A 16,925-nucleotide genomic window follows, 5' to 3' on the forward strand; every position below is an offset into this window, starting at 1 on the left:
CGTGCGCTTCGGCCACTTCGACGACGAACGTCGCGAGTACGTGATCGACCGGCCCGACACCCCGCTGCCCTGGATCAACTACCTGGGCACGGAGGCGTACTTCGGCATCATCTCCAACACCGCCGGCGGCTACTCGTTCTACCGCGACGCGCGGCTGCGCCGGCTCACCCGGTACCGGTACAACAACGCGCCCTTCGACTTCGGCGGCCGCTACCTCTACCTGCGCGACGCCGGCAGCGGGGAGTTCTGGTCGCCCACCTGGCAGCCGACGCAGACCGAGCTCGACGAGTACGAGTGCCGCCATGGGCTGTCCTACACGCGGATCTCCTCCGCCTACCGCGGGGTCAGGGCGCAGGTGTCGTACTTCGTGCCGCTCGGCGAGACCCTCGAGGTGTGGCGGCTGCGGCTGACCAACGAGCGCGACTCCGCCGCGGAGCTGTCGGTCTTCTCGTCCGTCGAGTTCTGCCTCTGGGACGCCCAGGACGACGCCACCAACTTCCAGCGCAACTTCAGCACCGGCCAGGTCGAGGTCGTCGACGGGGTCATCTACCACAAGACCGAGTACCGCGAGCGCCGCGACCACTTCGCGTACTTCGCCTGCAGCGAGCCGCTGGCCGGCTTCGACACCGCGCGCGAGGCGTTCCTCGGCCCGTACCGCTCGTGGGACCGCCCGATCGCCGTCGAGCGCGGTGCCTCCAGCGACTCGATCGCCCACGGCTGGCAGCCGCACGGCTCCCACCACGTGCGCGTCACGCTGCAGCCGGGGGAGACCCGCGAGATCGGCTTCGTGCTCGGCTACTGGGAGAACCCGCGCGACGCCAAGTTCGACCCGCCGGGCTCGCAGACCGTCAACAAGCACATGGTCCGCCCGGTGATCGAGCGCTGGCTGCGGCAGGAGACCGTCGACGAGGGCTTCGCGGCCCTGCGCGAGAACTGGGACCGCCTGCTCGGCGGCCTGCAGGTGGCCACCCCCGACTCGGACACCGACCGGATGGTCAACATCTGGAACGCGTACCAGAACATGGTCACGTTCAACCTGAGCCGCTCGACCTCGTTCTACGAGTCCGGCATCGGCCGCGGCATGGGCTTCCGCGACTCCAACCAGGACCTGCTCGGCTTCGTGCACATGATCCCGGAGCGGGCCCGGGAGCGGATCCTCGACATCGCGGCCACGCAGCTGTCCACCGGCGGGGCGTACCACCAGTACCAGCCGCTGACCAAGCGCGGGAACAACGACATCGGCTCCGGCTTCAACGACGACCCGCTGTGGCTCATCCTGGGCGTCGCGGCCTACCTCAAGGAGTCCGGTGACACCTCGATCCTCGACGCGGCGGTGCCGTACGACAACGATCCCGGCACGGAGCAGCCGCTCTACGAGCACCTGCAGCGCTCCCTGCGGTACACCCTGGAGCGCCTCGGCCCCCACGGCCTGCCGCTGATCGGGCGGGCCGACTGGAACGACTGCCTCAACCTCAACTGCTTCTCCGACACTCCCGGCGAGCCCTTCCAGACCACGGAGAACGCCATCGGCGGGGTCGCCGAGTCCGTCTTCATCGCCGGGCAGTTCGTGCTCGCCGCGCGGGAGCTCGCCGGGATCGCCGCGTTCGTGGGCAAGCCCGCGCAGGAGTACCTCGACGCGGCCGAGAAGATGGCCGGCACGATCGCCGAGCACGGCTGGGACGGGGCCTGGTTCCGCCGGGCGTACGACTTCCACGGCAACGTGGTCGGCTCGGCCTCCAACGACGAGGGACAGATCTTCATCGAGCCGCAGGGCATGTGCATCATGGGCGGCGTCGGCGTCGAGGACGGCACCGCGGCGACGGCCCTGACCAGCGTGCGCGAGCGGCTCGCCACGCCGCACGGGATCGTCCTGCAGCAGCCGGCGTACAGCTCCTACCGCATCGAGCTCGGCGAGATCTCCTCCTACCCGCCCGGCTACAAGGAGAACGCCGGCATCTTCTGCCACACCAACCCGTGGCTGATGATCGCCGAGACGATCGTCGGCAACGGCGACGGGGCGTTCGACTACTACAAGCGCATCCTGCCGGCGGCCCGCGAGGCCATCAGCGAGGTGCATCGGTGCGAGCCCTACGTCTACGCCCAGATGATCGCCGGCCGCGACGCCCCCACCCACGGCGAGGCGAAGAACTCCTGGCTGACGGGCACCGCGGCCTGGAACTACGCCGCGATCACGCAGTGGATCCTCGGCATCCGGCCCGAGCTCACGGGTCTGCGCCTGAATCCGGTCATGCCGTCCGAATGGTCCGGATTCACCGCAGTGCGCCGGTTCCGCGGGGCGACGTACAACATCACCGTCCAGCGCGGCGGTGTGCGCACGTTGACGGTGGACGGGCACGAGGCCGACCCCGACGCGGTCCTCCCGCTGGCCCCCGCCGGCGCGGACGTTGAGGTCAATTTGACGATTTCTTGAAAAAGATCGTCAGTCCCACCGGTGGCCGGGTGACGGAATGTGCGCACAATGAGGCGTGAACATCCCGTCCCCGGGCCGCCCCCGCTCCGCCGGCCGCCCCACGCTCGACGAGGTCGCCCAGCGCGCCGGTGTCGGCCGCGGCACCGTGTCGCGCGTGGTGAACGGCTCGCCCCAGGTGAGCCCCGAGGCGCGCGCCGCCGTGCAGAAGGCGATCGACGAGCTGGGGTACGTGCCCAACCGGGCCGCCCGCGCCCTGGTCACCCAGCGCACCGACTCGGTCGCCCTGGTCGTCTCGGAGTCGGAGGAGCGCGTCTTCGGGGAGCCCTTCTTCGCCGGCATCGTGCGCGGCATCAGCTCGGCCCTGGCCGACACCCAGCTGCAGCTCTGGCTGGCGATGGCCCAGTCCCCGGCCGAGCGTGACCGCGTCGAGCACCACCTGACCAGCCAGCACGTCGACGGCGTGATGCTGTTGTCACTGCACGACGCCGACCCGCTGCCGCTGCTGCTGGAGCGCCGGGGCCTGCCGGTCGTCCTCGGCGGCCGCCCCGCCCAGATGCTCGTCGACGACGAGCAGCTCAACTTCACCGCCCAGCTCTCGCAGCTTTCCTACGTGGACGCCGACAACGAGGGCGGGGCCCGCATCGCCGTCGGCCACCTCCTGGACCGGCAGCGCCGCCGCATCGCCGCGATCGCCGGACCGCAGGACATGGCCGTGGGCGTCTCCCGCCTGACCGGCTACCGCGAGGCCCTGGAGCGCGCCGGGCTGCCGGTGGACGAGCGCCTCATCGCGTACGGCGACTTCTCCGAGGCCAGCGGCGAGCGGGCCGTCCGCGAACTGCTGGAGGCCGACCCGACGATCGACGCGGTCTTCGCCGCCTCCGACCTGATGGCGGTCGGCGCACTGCGCGCGCTACGGTCCTTGGGCAAGGACGTTCCCGGCGACGTCGCCCTGGTCGGCTTCGACGACGTGGCGATCGCCCGCCAGACCGACCCGCCGCTGACCACCGTCCACCAGCCGGTCGAGGCGATGGGCCGCGAGATGGCGCGCCTGCTCATCTCCCGCATCGCCGGCGCCGCGTCCTCGTCGGTGATGGTCGAGACCCACCTGGTCCGCCGCGCCTCGGCCTGAGCCCCCCCGCCCTCCCGTTTGCGTTTCGGCGGTTACGGGCACCGGGAGATCGGAGGAGGTGGCAGAGTCGATGAGCAACGAGTGGAAGAAGCGGCGGCGCCGCGCGCAGAGTGTGGCCGAGGAGGCCTGGGAGCACCTGGTCTCGGCCCTGGACAGCGCGCGCACCTTCGGCGGCAGCATGAAGGACCGCGCATCCGACCTGGCCGGTGAGGCCTCGGACCGCTACAGCACCGCGTCGGACCGGGTCGGTTCGGCGAGCACGGAGGCCTGGAAGCGCGCGAACCTGGCCCTGGACGCCTTGTCCGGCCGCCGCCCGCGCAAGCCGTGGGGCTGGATCGCGGTGGCGGTCCTGGGCGGCGTGGCGGTGGGCTGGGCGGCGGCGGCCTCGGCCCCGAAGGCCATCCAGGCCGCGTCGGCCCGCCTCGGCGCCAACGACGAGCCGGACCACCTACCGTCGTCAGCAGAGCCCCCGGCCCCGTACGAGCCGGTCTTCCCCCCGCCGAACTGAGACAATCCGCGAATTGCCCGAACCGCCTCGCATGCCAGCGCCATGCGGGGCGCCGGCCCGCAGTCATTGGTCGCCTCGCATGCCAGCGCCATGCGGGGTGCCGGCCCGCGGTCGCCGGTTGCCTCGCATGCCAGCGCCATGCGGGGTGCCGGCCCGCGGTCGCCGGTTGCCTCGCATGCCGGCGCCGTGCGGGGTGCCGGCCAGCGGTCGCCGGGGGCCGGTCGCCTCGCATGCCGACCAGAGCGCACCCGGTAGTCGCTCACGGAGCGAGAGACCCCCATGATCGATAGACCCCGTGACCCACTCCAATGACGACACGTCCGGATCGCCTGTTGTCGGGCTCCCTTTCGACTTCTGCGCGCGATGAATCCGGGCGTTTCGCGTAGCGGCGTGGAGCCCGACAGACAGGCCCAGCTTGCGCTTGCCCACCCGCCGGTGTGCCCGCGTCGCGGCAGTTCAGGCCGCGCGGCATGGCCCGGGCTCGCATGAGTCAGCGAAGCCGGGCGATCGGCTCGGCGACCAGGGCGACGACGGAGCCTCAACTCCGTTTGGTGACGACATCACGGTCATTTCGGCGGGGACCGTGCTCCCGCTCCTGCTGCGCCCCTGCCCGCCGAGGCGGCGAACGCGGGGAGCGCCGGACCCCGAGCCGGCCGTGGCGATGTCGTCGAGCCGCGTGTCCAGCGGCCGCTTCGAGGCCATTTGGCGGTCGAAGACGACGGTCGGCGAAATCGGGTGCGTGGATGACGAGGCGGACGCGACCTGGGTGAAGCACATGGCGTCCGGGCCGGCCGGCGGCCCCCCGGTCCCGCCGCACTTCGTGAAGCTGCACTACCTGCGGCGGCTGTCGCGGGAGGCGGGCTCAGCGGTGGCGAGGAATGCGCCGGTGCAGCGGCGGCCCGATCGATGGCGGGCGCCGGAGCGGTAGGTGGTGGCGCGGTGGGTGGTGGAGCGGCGTCGCCGGAGCGGCTCGGTCGTTGCTTCGGCGGTGGTGACGCAGCGTCGTCGCCGTAACGGCTCGGCTGGTGCGTTGGTGATGACACTACGGATCGACAGCACGCCGACTGGACCGGTCGGGTGCGCGGTGGCCTCGGTGCGGGCTGGGAACGCGGCGACAGCGAACGCCCTGGCGATGCACGAGACATCGGCGGCGACGATGGCCTCAGCGACTCCGTACGACATGTCGGCGGCGGCATCGATGGGGCGGAAACGTCGTGAGGGCGAGACGGTCCGGGCAGGGCGGACGCGGATGGATCGGAGCGCGGGTTCGGCTGGGTGGCCGGCCGGCCGGGGTTGGGCTGGGTCGACGGGCGGTGGGATTCGGGCTGAGCCGGCTGATGGCCGGGGTTGGGCTGGGTCGACGGGCGGCGGGATTCGGGCTGAGTCGGCTGATGGCTGGGGTTGGGCTGGGTTGGTGGGCGGTGGGATTCGGGCTGGGGCGGCGGGCGGCGGGGGTTGGGCTGAGTCGGTGGAAGGCCGGGGTCGGGCTGGATTGGTGGACTGCCCCGGTCGGGCTGGGGCGACGGGCGGCCCGGACCGGGGTGGGTGGTCAGAGCGCGGCGGCGGGCGGCTCGGGCGTCCTGTTCGGCCCAATGAGCGCTGATCTCGGCGGTCCGGGCCTCGGCGTCCAGACGGGCCAGGCGCTCGGCATGACGCGCCTCCAAACCACGACGGCGAGCCTCAGCGAACTCGGCACGCACCGCACGACGACGAGCCACACGACGACGCTGCTCAGCCAGCATCGCATCCAACCGAACACGCCACTCCGAATCAGCGGTCCCGGTCAGCACCTCGCTCATGGAGACAACCTAGAACAGGGGTACGACAAAACCCGGTGACCAGGGCAAACGGCGGCCCGGCTGACGTCAAGGGGCGACGGTGTGATCTTGAACTGGCGGTGGTCGGCGAGAGATCGCGGGCGCCTTGGTGCTTGGGGCGCGTGGGTCTTGACTTCAAGCGCTTGAGGTTTGATTCGCTGGTCTCGTGACCACGTTGACGATTCAAGACGTTGCGCGGCGCAGTGGGTTGAGTGAGGCGACGCTGCGCTATTACGAGGAGGTCGGGCTCATCGGTCCGATCCGCCGCGATCCCAGCAGCCGGCATCGCCGCTACCGCGAGGAGGACCTCGACACCCTCCAGGCGCTGGCCTGCCTGCGCGCGATGGGCGTCGGCATCGAGGATATGCGCACCTACCAGGCGAACCGTGCGCTGGGACGCGCCGCGGCGGGCGAGCAGCGGGATCTACTGCGCCGCCACGCCGAGCGGATCGAAGGCCAGATCGCCACGCTCCAGGTACACCTCGAATACCTGCGGCGGAAGGCTGTGTTGTGGGATGCCCGCGACCGCGGAGACGTCGCGAGTGAGGAAGAGGCGAACCTGCGGGTACGGGACATCCTCCCGAGCCTCGAGGCGGTGCTGCGATGAGCCGGGTCCTGGTCACCGGCGCGAACGGCTACCTCGGCACGCGCCTGGTCGCGGACCTGCTGCGCGACGGGACCCCGGTGCGCGCCGCGGTCCGCTCCCTCGACGTCGAGGCGGGGCTGCGTGAGGCCGTACGCCGCGGCGGCACCGACGACGACGGTCTCGAACTCGTCGTGGCGGGCATCACCGCCGCCGACGGCTGGGACCAGGCCCTCGCGGGCGTCGCGGAGGTCTACCATCTCGCCACGCCGATGCACCACGGGCTCGACCCGGAGCGGATCGTCGGGCCCGCCCGCGACGGCGTGCTGCACGTCCTGCGCGCCGCCCGGGACGCCGGCGCCCGGCGGGTCGTGCTGACCTCGTCGTTCGCGGCGGTGGGCTATTCGCCGAAGCCGGGGCGTGACTACACCGAGGACGACTGGACGGACCCGGACACCCCGGGGCTCGCACCGTATCCGCGTTCGAAGGCGATCGCCGAACGCGCTGCCTGGGACTTCGTCGAGCGTGAGGGCGGCGGCACGGAACTCGTCGCGATCAACCCGACCTGGATCGCCGGGCCCACGCTCACCACCGAGGTGCGGTCCTCGCTGCACGTCGTCAAGGCGCTCATCGAGGGGACCGTGACCGTCGTGCCACGTCAGCGCTTCGGCGTCGCCGACGTACGGGACGTCGCCGAACTGCACATCACGGCGATGCGGACGCCCGAGGCGGCCGGCAGGCGCTACCTCGCGCTCGCCGATGGCCCGACGACCACGTTCGTACAGGTGGCGCGGCTGTTCCGCGACCGGTTCGGAGCATTCGCCGGGCGGGTCACGCTCGACGAGGCGTCCGGCGACGAACCGCCACCGCTCACCATCCACAACGACCGGGCGAGGCGGGAGCTGGGATTCCGGCCCCGGCCGGCCGAGACGACCCTCGTCGAGACCGTCCAGAGCATGCTGGATCTTGGCATAACGGATTTTTCGCCAGGCGAGGTATAAATCCGATAAGTCGTGGCGCGGAGCGCCCGACTTATCGGACCTGCGGCCCACGCCCGCGGGCGTCGGGGTGGAGCCCGGATCAGTTGTACTTGCGCAGCTCGCGGCGGGCCAGCGACGCGCGGTGGACCTCGTCCGGGCCGTCGGCGAAGCGGAGGGAGCGCGCGCTCGCCCACGGCGACGCCAGCGGCGTGTCCTGGCTCACGCCGCCGGCGCCGTGCGCCTGGATGGCCTTGTCGATCACCCACTCTGCCATGGACGGGACCGCGATCTTGATGGCCTGGATCTCGGTGTGGGCGCCCTTGTTGCCGATCTTGTCCATCAGCCAGGCCGTCTTGAGCACCAGGAGGCGGGCCTGTTCTATGCGGACCCGCGACTCGGCGATCCACTCCTGGACGACGCCCTGCTCGGCCAGGGGGCGGCCGAACGCCACGCGCCGGCTGACCCGGCCGCACATCAGCTCCAGGGCGCGCTCCGCCATGCCGATCAGGCGCATGCAGTGGTGGATGCGGCCGGGGCCCAGGCGGGCCTGGGCGATCGCGAAGCCCTCGCCCTCGCCGGCGATCAGGGCGTCGGCCGGGACCCGTACGTTTTCGAACAGCACCTCGGCGTGGCCGCCGTGGGCGGCGTCGGTGTAGCCGAAGACGTGCATGCCGCGCTTGACCGTGATGCCCGGTGTGTCGCGGGGGACGCAGATCATGCTCTGCTGGCGGTGGCGCTGCGCGGCGGGGTCCGTCTTGCCCATCACGATGAGGAGCCGGCAGTTGGGGTTCATCGCGCCCGACGACCACCATTTTCGCCCGTTGATGACGTAGGCGTCGCCGTCGCGCTCGATGCGCGTGGAGATGTTCGTCGCGTCCGACGATGCCACCTCCGGCTCCGTTATGCAGAACGCCGAGCGGATCCGGCCCTCGAGCAGGGGCTTGAGCCAGCGGTCCCGCTGCCCGGGGGAGCCGAACTGGGCCAGGACCTCCATGTTGCCGGTGTCGGGGGCGGCGCAGTTGAGCGCCTCGGGGGCCAGGTTCGGGCTGCGGCCGGTGATCTCGGCCAGCGGGGCGTACTGCAGGTTGGTCAGGCCCGCGCCGTGGGTCGCGTCGGGGAGGAAGAGGTTCCACAGGCCCCGGTCGCGGGCGGAGCGCTTGAGGTCCTCGATGATCGGGGGGCGGGCCCACGGGTCCGCGGCCTCGGCCAGCTGCCGCTCCAGCACCGGCTCCGCGGGGTACACCTCCTCCTGCATGAAGGCGGTGAGCTTCTCGTGCAGTCCGGCGGTGCGCTCGTCGAAACCGAAGTCCATCAGCTCTCTCCGTCGATCGCTGCGATGCCCGCTTCCAGCAGGGGCGGGACCAGCTCGCCGATCTCGTCGAAGCCGGCCCCGACCGTCTGGCCGTGGGTGTACCGGTAGTGGATGCCCTCGAGCACGACGGCGAGCTTGTAGCAGGCCAGGCCGACGTACCAGTCCAGGTTCTCGCTCAGCGGCGCGGTGCGGGCGTAGCGGGCCAGCAGCTCGTCGCCGTCGGGGAAGCCGGCGGCGACGCCCAGGCCGTCGGCGATCGGGTTGCGGACCGTCTTGATGCGCTCCAGCACGTTCCAGTACGCCAGCAGCAGCCCCAGGTCCGTCTGCGGGTCGCCGATCGTGGCCATCTCCCAGTCCAGGACGGCGGCGACGCGCAGCGTGTCCGGGTCGACGATGAGGTTGTCGAGGCGGTAGTCGCCGTGCACGATGCCGGCGCGCGGGCCGGCGGGGACGGTCGCGGCGAGCTTGTCGCGCAGGGCCGCGGCGGCGGGCAGGTCGCGGCTGTACGACTTCTCCAGCTGCTTGCTCCAGCGGCGGACCTGGCGCTCCAGGAAGCCCTCGGGCCGGCCGAACTCCGCCAGGCCCACCTCGGCCGGGTCGACCAGGTGCAGCTCGGCGAGGGTGTCCATCATGGCGAAGGCGACCTTGCGGCGGTTCTGCTCGCCGAGCGGGTCGGTCTGATCGCGGTGGCGCAGGACGACGCCGGGGACGCGGGCCATGAGGTAGAACGGGGCGCCCAGGACGCTGTCGTCCTCGCACAGCAGCAGTGCCTCGGGGACGGGGACCGCGGTGGCGCCGAGCGCGGAGATCACGCGGAACTCGCGGGTCATGTCGTGCGCGGTGGCCAGGACGTGGCCGAGCGGCGGACGGCGCAGGACGAAGACCTCGTTGAGAAAGTACGTCAGGTTGGAGCGTCCGCCGGCCACGAGCTCGGCGGTCAGCGGCGCGCTGACCAGGCCGGGGGCCTTTTCGTCCAGGTAGGCCTGCAGGCGGGCGGGGTCGAGACCGGGCGGGGTGCTCATTCGATCAGTCCAGGGTTGAGACACGTTCCCTGTCAAGCATCGTGTGGCTTTTTGAACCGGTATATACGGTTCGGCGGCCGGGTAAACGTTCCGGCACCGACACCGCTGCGAAACGGCGCGGAAACTCGCGGTAGGCAACCTGTTCGCAGTACCGGAGAGCACAAGGCGTACACCAACGGCGGCGTACATCCTGAAGCCCAGGACGACGGGAGGTCGACTCACATGCTGCTCAGGCTGCGAGTTGCACTACCCGACCGTCCCGGCTCACTCGGGCAGGTTGCCCGGACGCTGGGTGTGGTCGGCGCGGACATCGTTTCGGTCGTGGTACTGGAGCGGGTCGGCGGTCGTGCGGTGGACGACTTCACCGTGGTCTGGCCGGCTTCGGGCCCGGTCGACCGCGTGCTCACCGGCCTCGCGGCGATCCCAGGCGTACGCGTGGACGGTGTGTGGCGCGGCACCGAGCTGTCGGAGCCGAGCAGCGGCCGCGAGGTCGCGCTCATCGGACAGGTGGCGGCGAACCCCGATCACGGCCTGGCTACGGTCGTGGACGCGGCGCCCGCACTGTTCGGCGCGGACTGGGCGGTGGCGATCCAGATCGGTTCCGACTGGGCGGGCGGCGGCGCGCGTGCCCAGGCCTGGACCGAATCCTCGGTGGTCAGCGCCAGTTGGCGCGCTCCGGTTGTCCCCCCACAGGTGGACATCGCACCACTGCGGCCCCGCGCTCTGAGCGCAGCTGACGGCGTTCATCTCGCTGTCGCGCCTTTCCAGCGTGGGGGCCTGGTCCTTGTTGTCGGACGCGGCGGGGCGGACGGCGACGCTGGAGCACCTCCGTTCCACGGTTCCGAGGTGGAGCGGCTGGCGCAGCTGGTCGGTGCAACCGCATCTGTGCTCGGGGAACGGCTGGCGGGGCCCGGTTTGGCGGAACCGGGTAAGGCGGGGAGTTCCGTTGCCGGAACCCCCGCGCCCGCCGGCACAAGCCCCTCCACATGGACGGCCTAGCGCGGTCACAGGGAGTTCGGCCCATGACGCTCTGGCGCATCCGGGCGACGGTCGACGACCGTCCGGGCTTCCTGTCCGTACTCACCGCGAGCCTGGCCCTGCGGAAGGTCAACATCCTCTCCGTCCAGGTGCACACCACCGAGTCCGGCGCCCTCGACGACTTCCTCGTCGAGGCGCCCGACACGCTCACCCGGGCCGATCTCGTCGACGCCGTGCTGCGCGGCCGCGGTCGCGACCCGTGGGTCGCCCCGGCCGACGTGCGTGGCCTGATCGACGAGCCGACCCGGGTGCTGACCCTGGCCGCCAAGGTCCTCGACGGCACCTCCAGCCTCCAGGAGGCCCTGGCCGCGCTGCTCGGCGACTGCGACATCTCCTGGCGGGCCGAGACCTCCACCGGCGCCGGGGGCTTCACGGCCACCGGCATGCAGCTGCAGGACCCGGCCGGCGGCACCCTCTACGTCCGGCGGCCGGCGCCGGCGTTCACCCCGGCCGAGTACGCCCGGGCCCAGGCCCTGGTGGAGCTGGCCCGCGTCGCATCGAAGCACCGGGCCGCCTGAGAACGCGCTGAGAGCGCCCCCTCGCCGAGCGAGGGGGCGCTTCTTGTCGTGCGCGTCTACGTGTAGCCTGCCGACATGTTGGTCGGGTACATGTCGAGGGGCGACGTATGAGCGCGCTGGAGTACGCCAGGCTGCAGTTCAGTCTCACCGCATCGCTGCACTTCACGTTCGTCATGGTCACGCTCGGCCTGGTCCTGCTCGTCGCCGTGATGCAGACGCGCTTCGTGACGACGGGCGATCCGGTGTACGGCCGGATGGCCCGCTTCTGGGGCCAGCTCTACGCGATCAACTACGCCGTCGGCATCGCCACCGGGCTCGTCATGGAGTTCGAGCTCGGCCTCAACTGGAGCGGGCTGTCCCGGCTCACCGGCGACGTCTTCGGCGCGCCGCTCGCCCTGGAGACACTCATCGCGTTCGTGCTCGAGTCGACGCTGCTCGGCATGTGGATCTTCGGCTGGGGGCGCCTGGGCAAGCGGCTGCACCTGGCCCTGATCTGGGGCGTCGCCGCCACCGCCCTGCTGTCCGCGTTCTGGGTGCTGGTGAGCAACTCGTTCCTGCAGCACCCCGTCGGGTACGCGATCGACGCGAACGGCACCGCCCGCCTCACCAGCTTCGGCGCGCTGCTGGGCAACAGCGCCCTGTGGATGGCCCTCGTGCACGCGGTCTCGGCCACCGTGCTCACCGGCGGCGTGCTCATGGCCGGCATCAGCGCCTGGCGCCTGCGCCGCCGGCGGCCGCTCGCCGCGCCGGACCACGAGCTGTTCCGCCGCTCGCTGCGCCTGGGCATCCGGACCGGGCTGGTCGGCACCTTCCTCACCATCGGCTTCGGCTACGCCCAGTTCGGCCCGATCGACGAGAACCAGCCGATGAAGCTGGCCCGCGGCGAGGAGGCGCTCGCCCACCAGGCCGAGATGGTCCAGCGCTGGGGCCCCGGCGACTACCTCGTCAGCGAGCACGTCCGCACCGCGCTGGACTCGATGATCGGCGTGGCCAACCTGCTGTTCCTGGTGCTGTTCATCGCCCAGGTCCTGACCTTCCGCGACACGCTCGTCCGCCGCCGCTGGGCCCGGCCGATGTCCTGGCTGCTGACCGCGCTCATCCCCGTGCCGATGCTCACCGGCATCCTCGGCTGGTTCGTGCGGGAGGAGGGGCGGCAGCCCTGGGCGGTGTACGGCCTGCTGCGCACCGCCGACGCGGTGTCCCCGATGAGCGCGGACGCCCTGCGCTGGTCCACGTTCGGCTTCAGCGTCGTCGTCGCCGGGCTCGTCCTGGTCGACTGGTGGCTGCTGGCCCGGGCCGCGGCCAGAAAACCCGGTGGGGAGTTCGGCCAGCAGGACGAGGAGATCCGTATCCAACAGCAGGAGGTGACGGTGTGAGCACCGTGTGGTACTGCATCCTGGGCGCCCTCTTCGCGACCTACTTCGCGCTCGGCGGCCTCGACCAGGGCGTCGCCATGCTCCTGCCCGTGCTGCGGGGCGACGGCGAGCGGCGCGCCGCCCTCAACGCGATCGGCCCGATGTTCCTCGGCAACGAGGTCTGGATCGTCGGCGCGGCCGGCGTGCTCATCGCCGCGTTCCCGCGGCTGGAGGGCGAGCTGTTCGGCGCCGCCTATCCGGTGCTCGTCGCCGCCGTCCTCGGCCTGCTCGCCCTCAACGCCGGCGTGCAGCTGCGCAGCCGCGGCCGGCGCCGGGGCGGCTTCGACGCGCTCATCGCAGCCAGCGGCGTCACCCTCGCCACCGCGTGGGGGCTGCTCTTCGGCGTCCTGCTGCACGGCGTCGCACTCACCGCCGACGTCCACGTCCACGGCCTCGCCCCGCTGGCCGCCCCCGAGGTCTGGTTCACCGCGCTGGCCAACGTGCTGCTGGTGCTCGCCAACGGCGCCGCGTACCTGCTGTGGAAGCGGCGCGACGAGCGGATGCGCCGCCTCGTCGCCCGCCTCGCCCCGATCGCCGGCGGTGTCTGCGCCCTGGCGATCGGCGGCTGGTACCTCGCCGCGCCCGCCGGCATCCGCAACCCCGTCGCCGGCACGGTCCTGGGCGGGGCGATCGTGGCGGCGACGCTCGCCGCCGCGGCGCTGGCCCGCCGCGGTGCCGCCGGCCGGGCATTCGGGTTCACCGCTGTGGCCTGCGCCCTACCCGTCGTCGCGGCCGCGTCAGCGCTGTTCCCCACCGTGCTAGCGTCCACGGTGGACCCGGGTGCGACGGTGACCGTCGACGCCGCGGCCGCCGGCCGCGACACGCTGCGGCTGCTCGCCCTCGGCGCGGCCCCGCTGCTCCCGGTGCTCGTCGCCGTCCAGGCCGCCTGCTGGTGGCTGTTCCGGCGTCGGACGTCTCTGTACTGGTAGGGCGGCGCGATACGTGGACAGAAGACTGCTGCGGCTCGGCCCGGTCCGGCGCTACGCGACAGTGCTGACCGGCTCCGCGCTGCTGGCCGCGGTGCTCACCGTGACGCAGGCCGTCAGCCTCGCGCAGCTGCTCGCCGCGGCCGTCGACGGGCGCCTCGACCGGGTCGCGCTCGCCGTCGGGCTCGGCGCGGTACTGCTGCGGGGCCTGCACGCGGGGGCGCTCACCGCGCTCACCGGCCGGGCGGCCGCCGGCATCAAGGCCCACCTGCGGGAGCGGCTGCTCGACTCCGCCGCCCGCCGCGGCCCCGCCTGGCTGGCCGGGCGCCGCGCCGGTGAGCTCGCCACCCTGGCCGGCCGGGGCGTCGACGGCCTCGACGGATACCTCACCGGCTACCTGCCGCAGGTCTTCCTCGCCGCGTTCGTCCCCCTCGCCACCCTCGGCTGGCTGGCGCTGACCGACTTCGCCTCCGCCGTCGTCGTCGCGCTGACCCTGCCGCTCATCCCGGTCTTCGGCGTCCTCGTCGGCAAGTCCACCGGCGCCCGCACCCAGCGCCAATGGGCCGAGCTCAGCCGGCTCGGCGGCCACTTCCTCGACACCGTCCGGGGCCTCGCGACCCTGCGCGCGTTCGGGCGCGAGGCCGCCTACGTGCGCCGGGTGCGCCAGAACGCGGAGGCGTACCGGGTCGCCACCATGCGCACCCTGCGCCTGGCGTTCCTGTCCGCCCTGGTGCTGGAGCTGGTCGCGACCGTCTCCGTCGCCCTCGTCGCCGTCCCCGTGGGGCTGCGGCTCCTCGACGGGCGGCTGACGCTCGCCGCGGCGCTCACGGTGCTGCTGCTGGCGCCGGAGGCCTATCTGCCGCTGCGCGCCCTCGGCACCAAGTTCCACGCGAGCCAGGAAGGGCTCGCGGCTTCGGCGGAGATTCATGCCGTACTGCTGGATGCTCCGAAAGCCACGACGGAACCGCGCCTGCCACCGGCGGACGCCGGCCTGGTCCTGCAGCGCGTGGAGGTGCGCTACGGCGACGTCGTGGCGCTGCGCGAGGCGTCGCTGGAGGTCGAGCCCGGGGACCGGGTGGCGCTGATCGGGCCCAGCGGCGGCGGCAAGTCCACGCTGCTGTCGCTGATCCTCGGGTTCACCGCCCCGACCGCCGGGCGCGTCCTCGTCGGGGGCGTCGACCTCGCCGCGCTCGACCTGGACGCGTGGCGGGCGCGGCTGGCGTGGATGCCGCAGCGGCCGCATCTGTTCGCCGGCACCGTCGCCGACAACATCCGGCTCGGCTCGCCCTCGACGCCGCTGGACGCCGTGGTCGCCGCCGCGCGGGCCGCCGAGGCGGACGGGTTCGTACGGGCGCTGCCGGACGGGTACGACACCGAGCTGTCGGTGCACGGGCTGTCCAGCGGGCAGCGGCAGCGGCTCGCCATGGCGCGGGCCTGGCTGCGGCGCGACGCCTCGCTGCTGCTCTTCGACGAGCCGACCGCGCGGCTCGACCCGGCCAGCGAGGCGGCCGTCGTCGCGTCGGCGGCCCGGCTCGCCGCCGGGCGCACCGCGCTGCTCGTCGCCCACCGGCCGGCGCTGCTGTCGATCGCCACGCGGACCGTCACCGTGGACGGCCGGCTGAGCGAGGCGCCTGGCCTGGGTCGATCACCGCGAAGCGCCATCGAGCCAGACCAGGCCGAGGTGGCCGTGTGAGCGCGGGCGTGGTGCTGCGGCTCGTCGCCGCCGGGGTGCTCGGGGTGCTCGCCGAGGCCGCCGGGGTCGGGCTGGTCGGGACCGCCACGTGGATGATCGTGCGGGCGGCGGATCAGCCGCCGCTGGCCGCGCTTGCCGTGGCGATCGCCGCGGTGCGGGCATTCGCACTGCTCAAGGGCGGGATACGATACGTCGAGCGGCTCGCCGGGCACGACGTCGTCCTGCGGGTGCTGGCCGACCTGCGGGCGCGCGCCTTCGCCTCGCTGGCCGACGTGAAGGCCGGCGACGCGCTCAGCCGCGTGGTGTCCGATGTGGACGCCGTGCAGGATCTGCTGCTGCGGGCCGTGCTGCCGGCCGGGGTCGCGGCGGTGATCGGTGCCGCCTCCGTCGCCGGGGTCGCCCTGTTCTCGCCCGTGGCCGGGCTGGTGCTCGCCGTCGCCCTGGTGCTCGGCGGGGTGCTGCTGCCGCTGCTCGGGCGGGCCGGCTCGCGTGGATCGGCCGGGCTCGCCGCGGCGCGCGGCGCGGTGGCCGCCGGCGCCGTGGACCTCGCCCATGGCGCCGCCGAGCTGACCGCGTTCGGCGCCCTGCCCGCCGCGCTGGCCACCGCCTCCGCGCGGGGCCGGCGGCTGGCTCGCCTGGAGGCCCGGGCCGCCGCCCTCAGCGGGGTCGTGAGCGGGGCGGCGGCGCTGGTGCCGGCCGGTGCCGCCCTGGCCATCGGGGCGCTCGGCGGCGGCCCGGTGCCGGCGCTCGTCGCGCTGACCGTCGGTGAGGTCGTGGTACCGCTGGCCGCCGCGGCGGCCCGCCACGGCGAGGTGCTCGGGGCGGTCCGGCGGGTCCGGGCGCTCGTCGGTGATCGGGCCGAGGCTTCGCCGCCGCCGGACCGGCGGGCGCTGGCCGAGCCGGTCTCGGTCCGGCTGCGCGGAGTCAGGGTCCGGTATCCGCACGGCGCCCGGGACGCCCTCGCCGACGTCGATCTCGAACTGCCGGCCGGGCGGCGGGTGGCAGTCGTCGGCCCCAGCGGCGCCGGGAAGTCGACGCTGCTGGACGTCATCGCGGGCCGGGCGCCGGTCGTCGCCGGGCGGGTCGAAGGAGTGCCGGACGGTGCCGAGGCGTGGCAGGTGGCCGGCGGTGTGTTCGCCGACGCGCACGTGTTCCACACCACCGTCCGGGAGAACCTCACGCTCGGGCGGGACGGGTTCGGCGATGCGGCAATGCGCTCCGCCCTGGCCGCCGCGGGACTCGGGGAGTACGGGGACCGGCTCGACGACGTCGTGGGCGAGGACGGCGGGCGGCTGTCCGGAGGGCAGCGGCAGCGGCTGCTGCTCGCCCGGGCACTGCTGGACGCGCCACCGGTCCTGCTGCTGGACGAGCCCACCGAGGGCCTCGACGCGGATGCCGCCGACGCGGTCCTCGCCACGGCGTTGCGGGCCGCGGGGGAGCGCACGGTCGTCGTCGTCACGCACCGCCGCGCCGACCTCGACCGGTTCGACGACGTCGTCACGGTCGCCGACGGGCGACTGCACAGCGTTCCGGCAGTGTGCGACCCTTGACGG

Annotated in this window: 15 protein-coding genes; 13 read left to right on the forward strand and 2 right to left on the reverse strand. The window is 73.0% G+C overall.

All coding sequences use genetic code 11. The features are described from left to right. Position 1: 1 nt before the first annotated feature. The 7 genes from ACQPY0_RS10235 (at position 2) to ACQPY0_RS10265 (ending at position 7,469) form a co-directional block, all read left to right on the forward strand. On the forward strand, positions 2-2,431 hold the full coding sequence (locus tag ACQPY0_RS10235) for a GH36-type glycosyl hydrolase domain-containing protein (protein WP_432987240.1): 2,430 nt from the start codon (positions 2-4) through the stop codon (positions 2,429-2,431). A gap of 61 nt (positions 2,432-2,492) precedes the next feature. After that, a complete protein-coding gene (locus tag ACQPY0_RS10240) occupies positions 2,493-3,560 on the forward strand; it encodes a LacI family DNA-binding transcriptional regulator (RefSeq protein WP_432995150.1) in 1,068 nt (355 codons plus the stop codon). A gap of 70 nt (positions 3,561-3,630) precedes the next feature. Further along, on the forward strand, positions 3,631-4,068 hold the full coding sequence (locus ACQPY0_RS10245; RefSeq protein ID WP_432987242.1) for a hypothetical protein: 438 nt from the start codon (positions 3,631-3,633) through the stop codon (positions 4,066-4,068). 739 nt (positions 4,069-4,807) lie between these two features. Continuing rightward, positions 4,808-4,996 (forward strand): hypothetical protein, encoded by a 189-nt coding sequence (locus ACQPY0_RS10250; protein ID WP_432987244.1) that lies wholly within the window; start codon positions 4,808-4,810, stop codon positions 4,994-4,996. 664 nt (positions 4,997-5,660) lie between these two features. Next, complete coding sequence (locus ACQPY0_RS10255) at positions 5,661-5,906, forward strand: hypothetical protein (protein WP_432987246.1); 246 nt, start codon at positions 5,661-5,663, stop codon at positions 5,904-5,906. A 145-nt stretch (positions 5,907-6,051) separates the two neighbouring features. Further along, entirely contained in the window at positions 6,052-6,492 is a 441-nt protein-coding gene (locus tag ACQPY0_RS10260; protein ID WP_432987248.1) for a MerR family transcriptional regulator, read from the forward strand. Next, the gene (locus tag ACQPY0_RS10265) at positions 6,489-7,469 is read left to right on the forward strand and encodes an NAD-dependent epimerase/dehydratase family protein (protein WP_432987250.1); all 981 of its coding nucleotides are present in this window, start codon (positions 6,489-6,491) and stop codon (positions 7,467-7,469) included. Before ACQPY0_RS10260 ends, ACQPY0_RS10265 begins: the two co-directional genes overlap by 4 nt. Positions 7,470-7,548: 79 nt before the next feature. Here ACQPY0_RS10265 and ACQPY0_RS10270 read toward each other — a convergent pair whose 3' ends face one another. Together ACQPY0_RS10270 and ACQPY0_RS10275 are read right to left on the reverse strand one after the other, a co-directional pair. Further along, a complete protein-coding gene (locus ACQPY0_RS10270) occupies positions 7,549-8,760 on the reverse strand; it encodes an acyl-CoA dehydrogenase family protein (RefSeq protein ID WP_432987252.1) in 1,212 nt (403 codons plus the stop codon). Beyond that, positions 8,760-9,782, reverse strand: coding sequence for a phosphotransferase family protein (locus ACQPY0_RS10275; RefSeq protein WP_432987254.1), 1,023 nt, complete (start codon positions 9,780-9,782; stop codon positions 8,760-8,762). The genes ACQPY0_RS10270 and ACQPY0_RS10275 overlap by 1 nt, the downstream gene beginning before the upstream one ends. A 222-nt stretch (positions 9,783-10,004) precedes the next feature. Between ACQPY0_RS10275 and ACQPY0_RS10280 the strand changes: the two genes are divergently transcribed. The 6 genes from ACQPY0_RS10280 (at position 10,005) to cydC (ending at position 16,922) form a co-directional block, all read left to right on the forward strand. After that, positions 10,005-10,781, forward strand: coding sequence for an amino acid-binding protein (locus ACQPY0_RS10280; protein ID WP_432987256.1), 777 nt, complete (start codon positions 10,005-10,007; stop codon positions 10,779-10,781). A 23-nt stretch (positions 10,782-10,804) separates the two neighbouring features. Next, the gene (locus ACQPY0_RS10285; RefSeq protein ID WP_432987258.1) at positions 10,805-11,338 is read left to right on the forward strand and encodes a hypothetical protein; all 534 of its coding nucleotides are present in this window, start codon (positions 10,805-10,807) and stop codon (positions 11,336-11,338) included. 107 nt (positions 11,339-11,445) lie between these two features. After that, a complete protein-coding gene (locus tag ACQPY0_RS10290) occupies positions 11,446-12,714 on the forward strand; it encodes a cytochrome ubiquinol oxidase subunit I (RefSeq protein WP_432987260.1) in 1,269 nt (422 codons plus the stop codon). After that, positions 12,711-13,682 (forward strand): cytochrome d ubiquinol oxidase subunit II, encoded by a 972-nt coding sequence (locus tag ACQPY0_RS10295; protein WP_432987262.1) that lies wholly within the window; start codon positions 12,711-12,713, stop codon positions 13,680-13,682. Before ACQPY0_RS10290 ends, ACQPY0_RS10295 begins: the two co-directional genes overlap by 4 nt. 13 nt (positions 13,683-13,695) lie before the next feature. Further along, positions 13,696-15,372: a thiol reductant ABC exporter subunit CydD gene (cydD, locus tag ACQPY0_RS10300; protein WP_432987264.1), complete on the forward strand. Its 1,677-nt coding sequence runs from the start codon at positions 13,696-13,698 to the stop codon at positions 15,370-15,372. Then, positions 15,369-16,922 carry a thiol reductant ABC exporter subunit CydC gene (gene cydC, locus ACQPY0_RS10305; protein WP_432987266.1) on the forward strand — a complete coding sequence of 518 codons (1,554 nt, stop codon included), beginning with the start codon at positions 15,369-15,371 and terminating at the stop codon, positions 16,920-16,922. The genes cydD and cydC overlap by 4 nt, the downstream gene beginning before the upstream one ends. Positions 16,923-16,925: the final 3 nt, after the last annotated feature.

The organism is Dactylosporangium sp. CA-233914 (genome assembly GCF_050942935.1).
GTDB lineage: Bacteria > Actinomycetota > Actinomycetes > Mycobacteriales > Micromonosporaceae > Dactylosporangium.

Excerpts from the sequence above, each read along its gene's own strand:
- ACQPY0_RS10275 (WP_432987254.1), bottom strand. The coding sequence starts at position 9,782 with ATGAGCACCCCGCCCGGTCTCGACCCCGCCCGCCTGCAGGCCTACCTG.
- ACQPY0_RS10245 (WP_432987242.1), top strand. The coding sequence starts at position 3,631 with ATGAGCAACGAGTGGAAGAAGCGGCGGCGCCGCGCGCAGAGTGTGGCC.
- ACQPY0_RS10265 (WP_432987250.1), top strand. The coding sequence starts at position 6,489 with ATGAGCCGGGTCCTGGTCACCGGCGCGAACGGCTACCTCGGCACGCGC.
- ACQPY0_RS10270 (WP_432987252.1), bottom strand. The coding sequence starts at position 8,760 with ATGGACTTCGGTTTCGACGAGCGCACCGCCGGACTGCACGAGAAGCTC.
- ACQPY0_RS10290 (WP_432987260.1), top strand. The coding sequence starts at position 11,446 with ATGAGCGCGCTGGAGTACGCCAGGCTGCAGTTCAGTCTCACCGCATCG.
- ACQPY0_RS10255 (WP_432987246.1), top strand. The coding sequence starts at position 5,661 with ATGAGCGCTGATCTCGGCGGTCCGGGCCTCGGCGTCCAGACGGGCCAG.
- ACQPY0_RS10285 (WP_432987258.1), top strand. The coding sequence starts at position 10,805 with ATGACGCTCTGGCGCATCCGGGCGACGGTCGACGACCGTCCGGGCTTC.
- ACQPY0_RS10280 (WP_432987256.1), top strand. The coding sequence starts at position 10,005 with ATGCTGCTCAGGCTGCGAGTTGCACTACCCGACCGTCCCGGCTCACTC.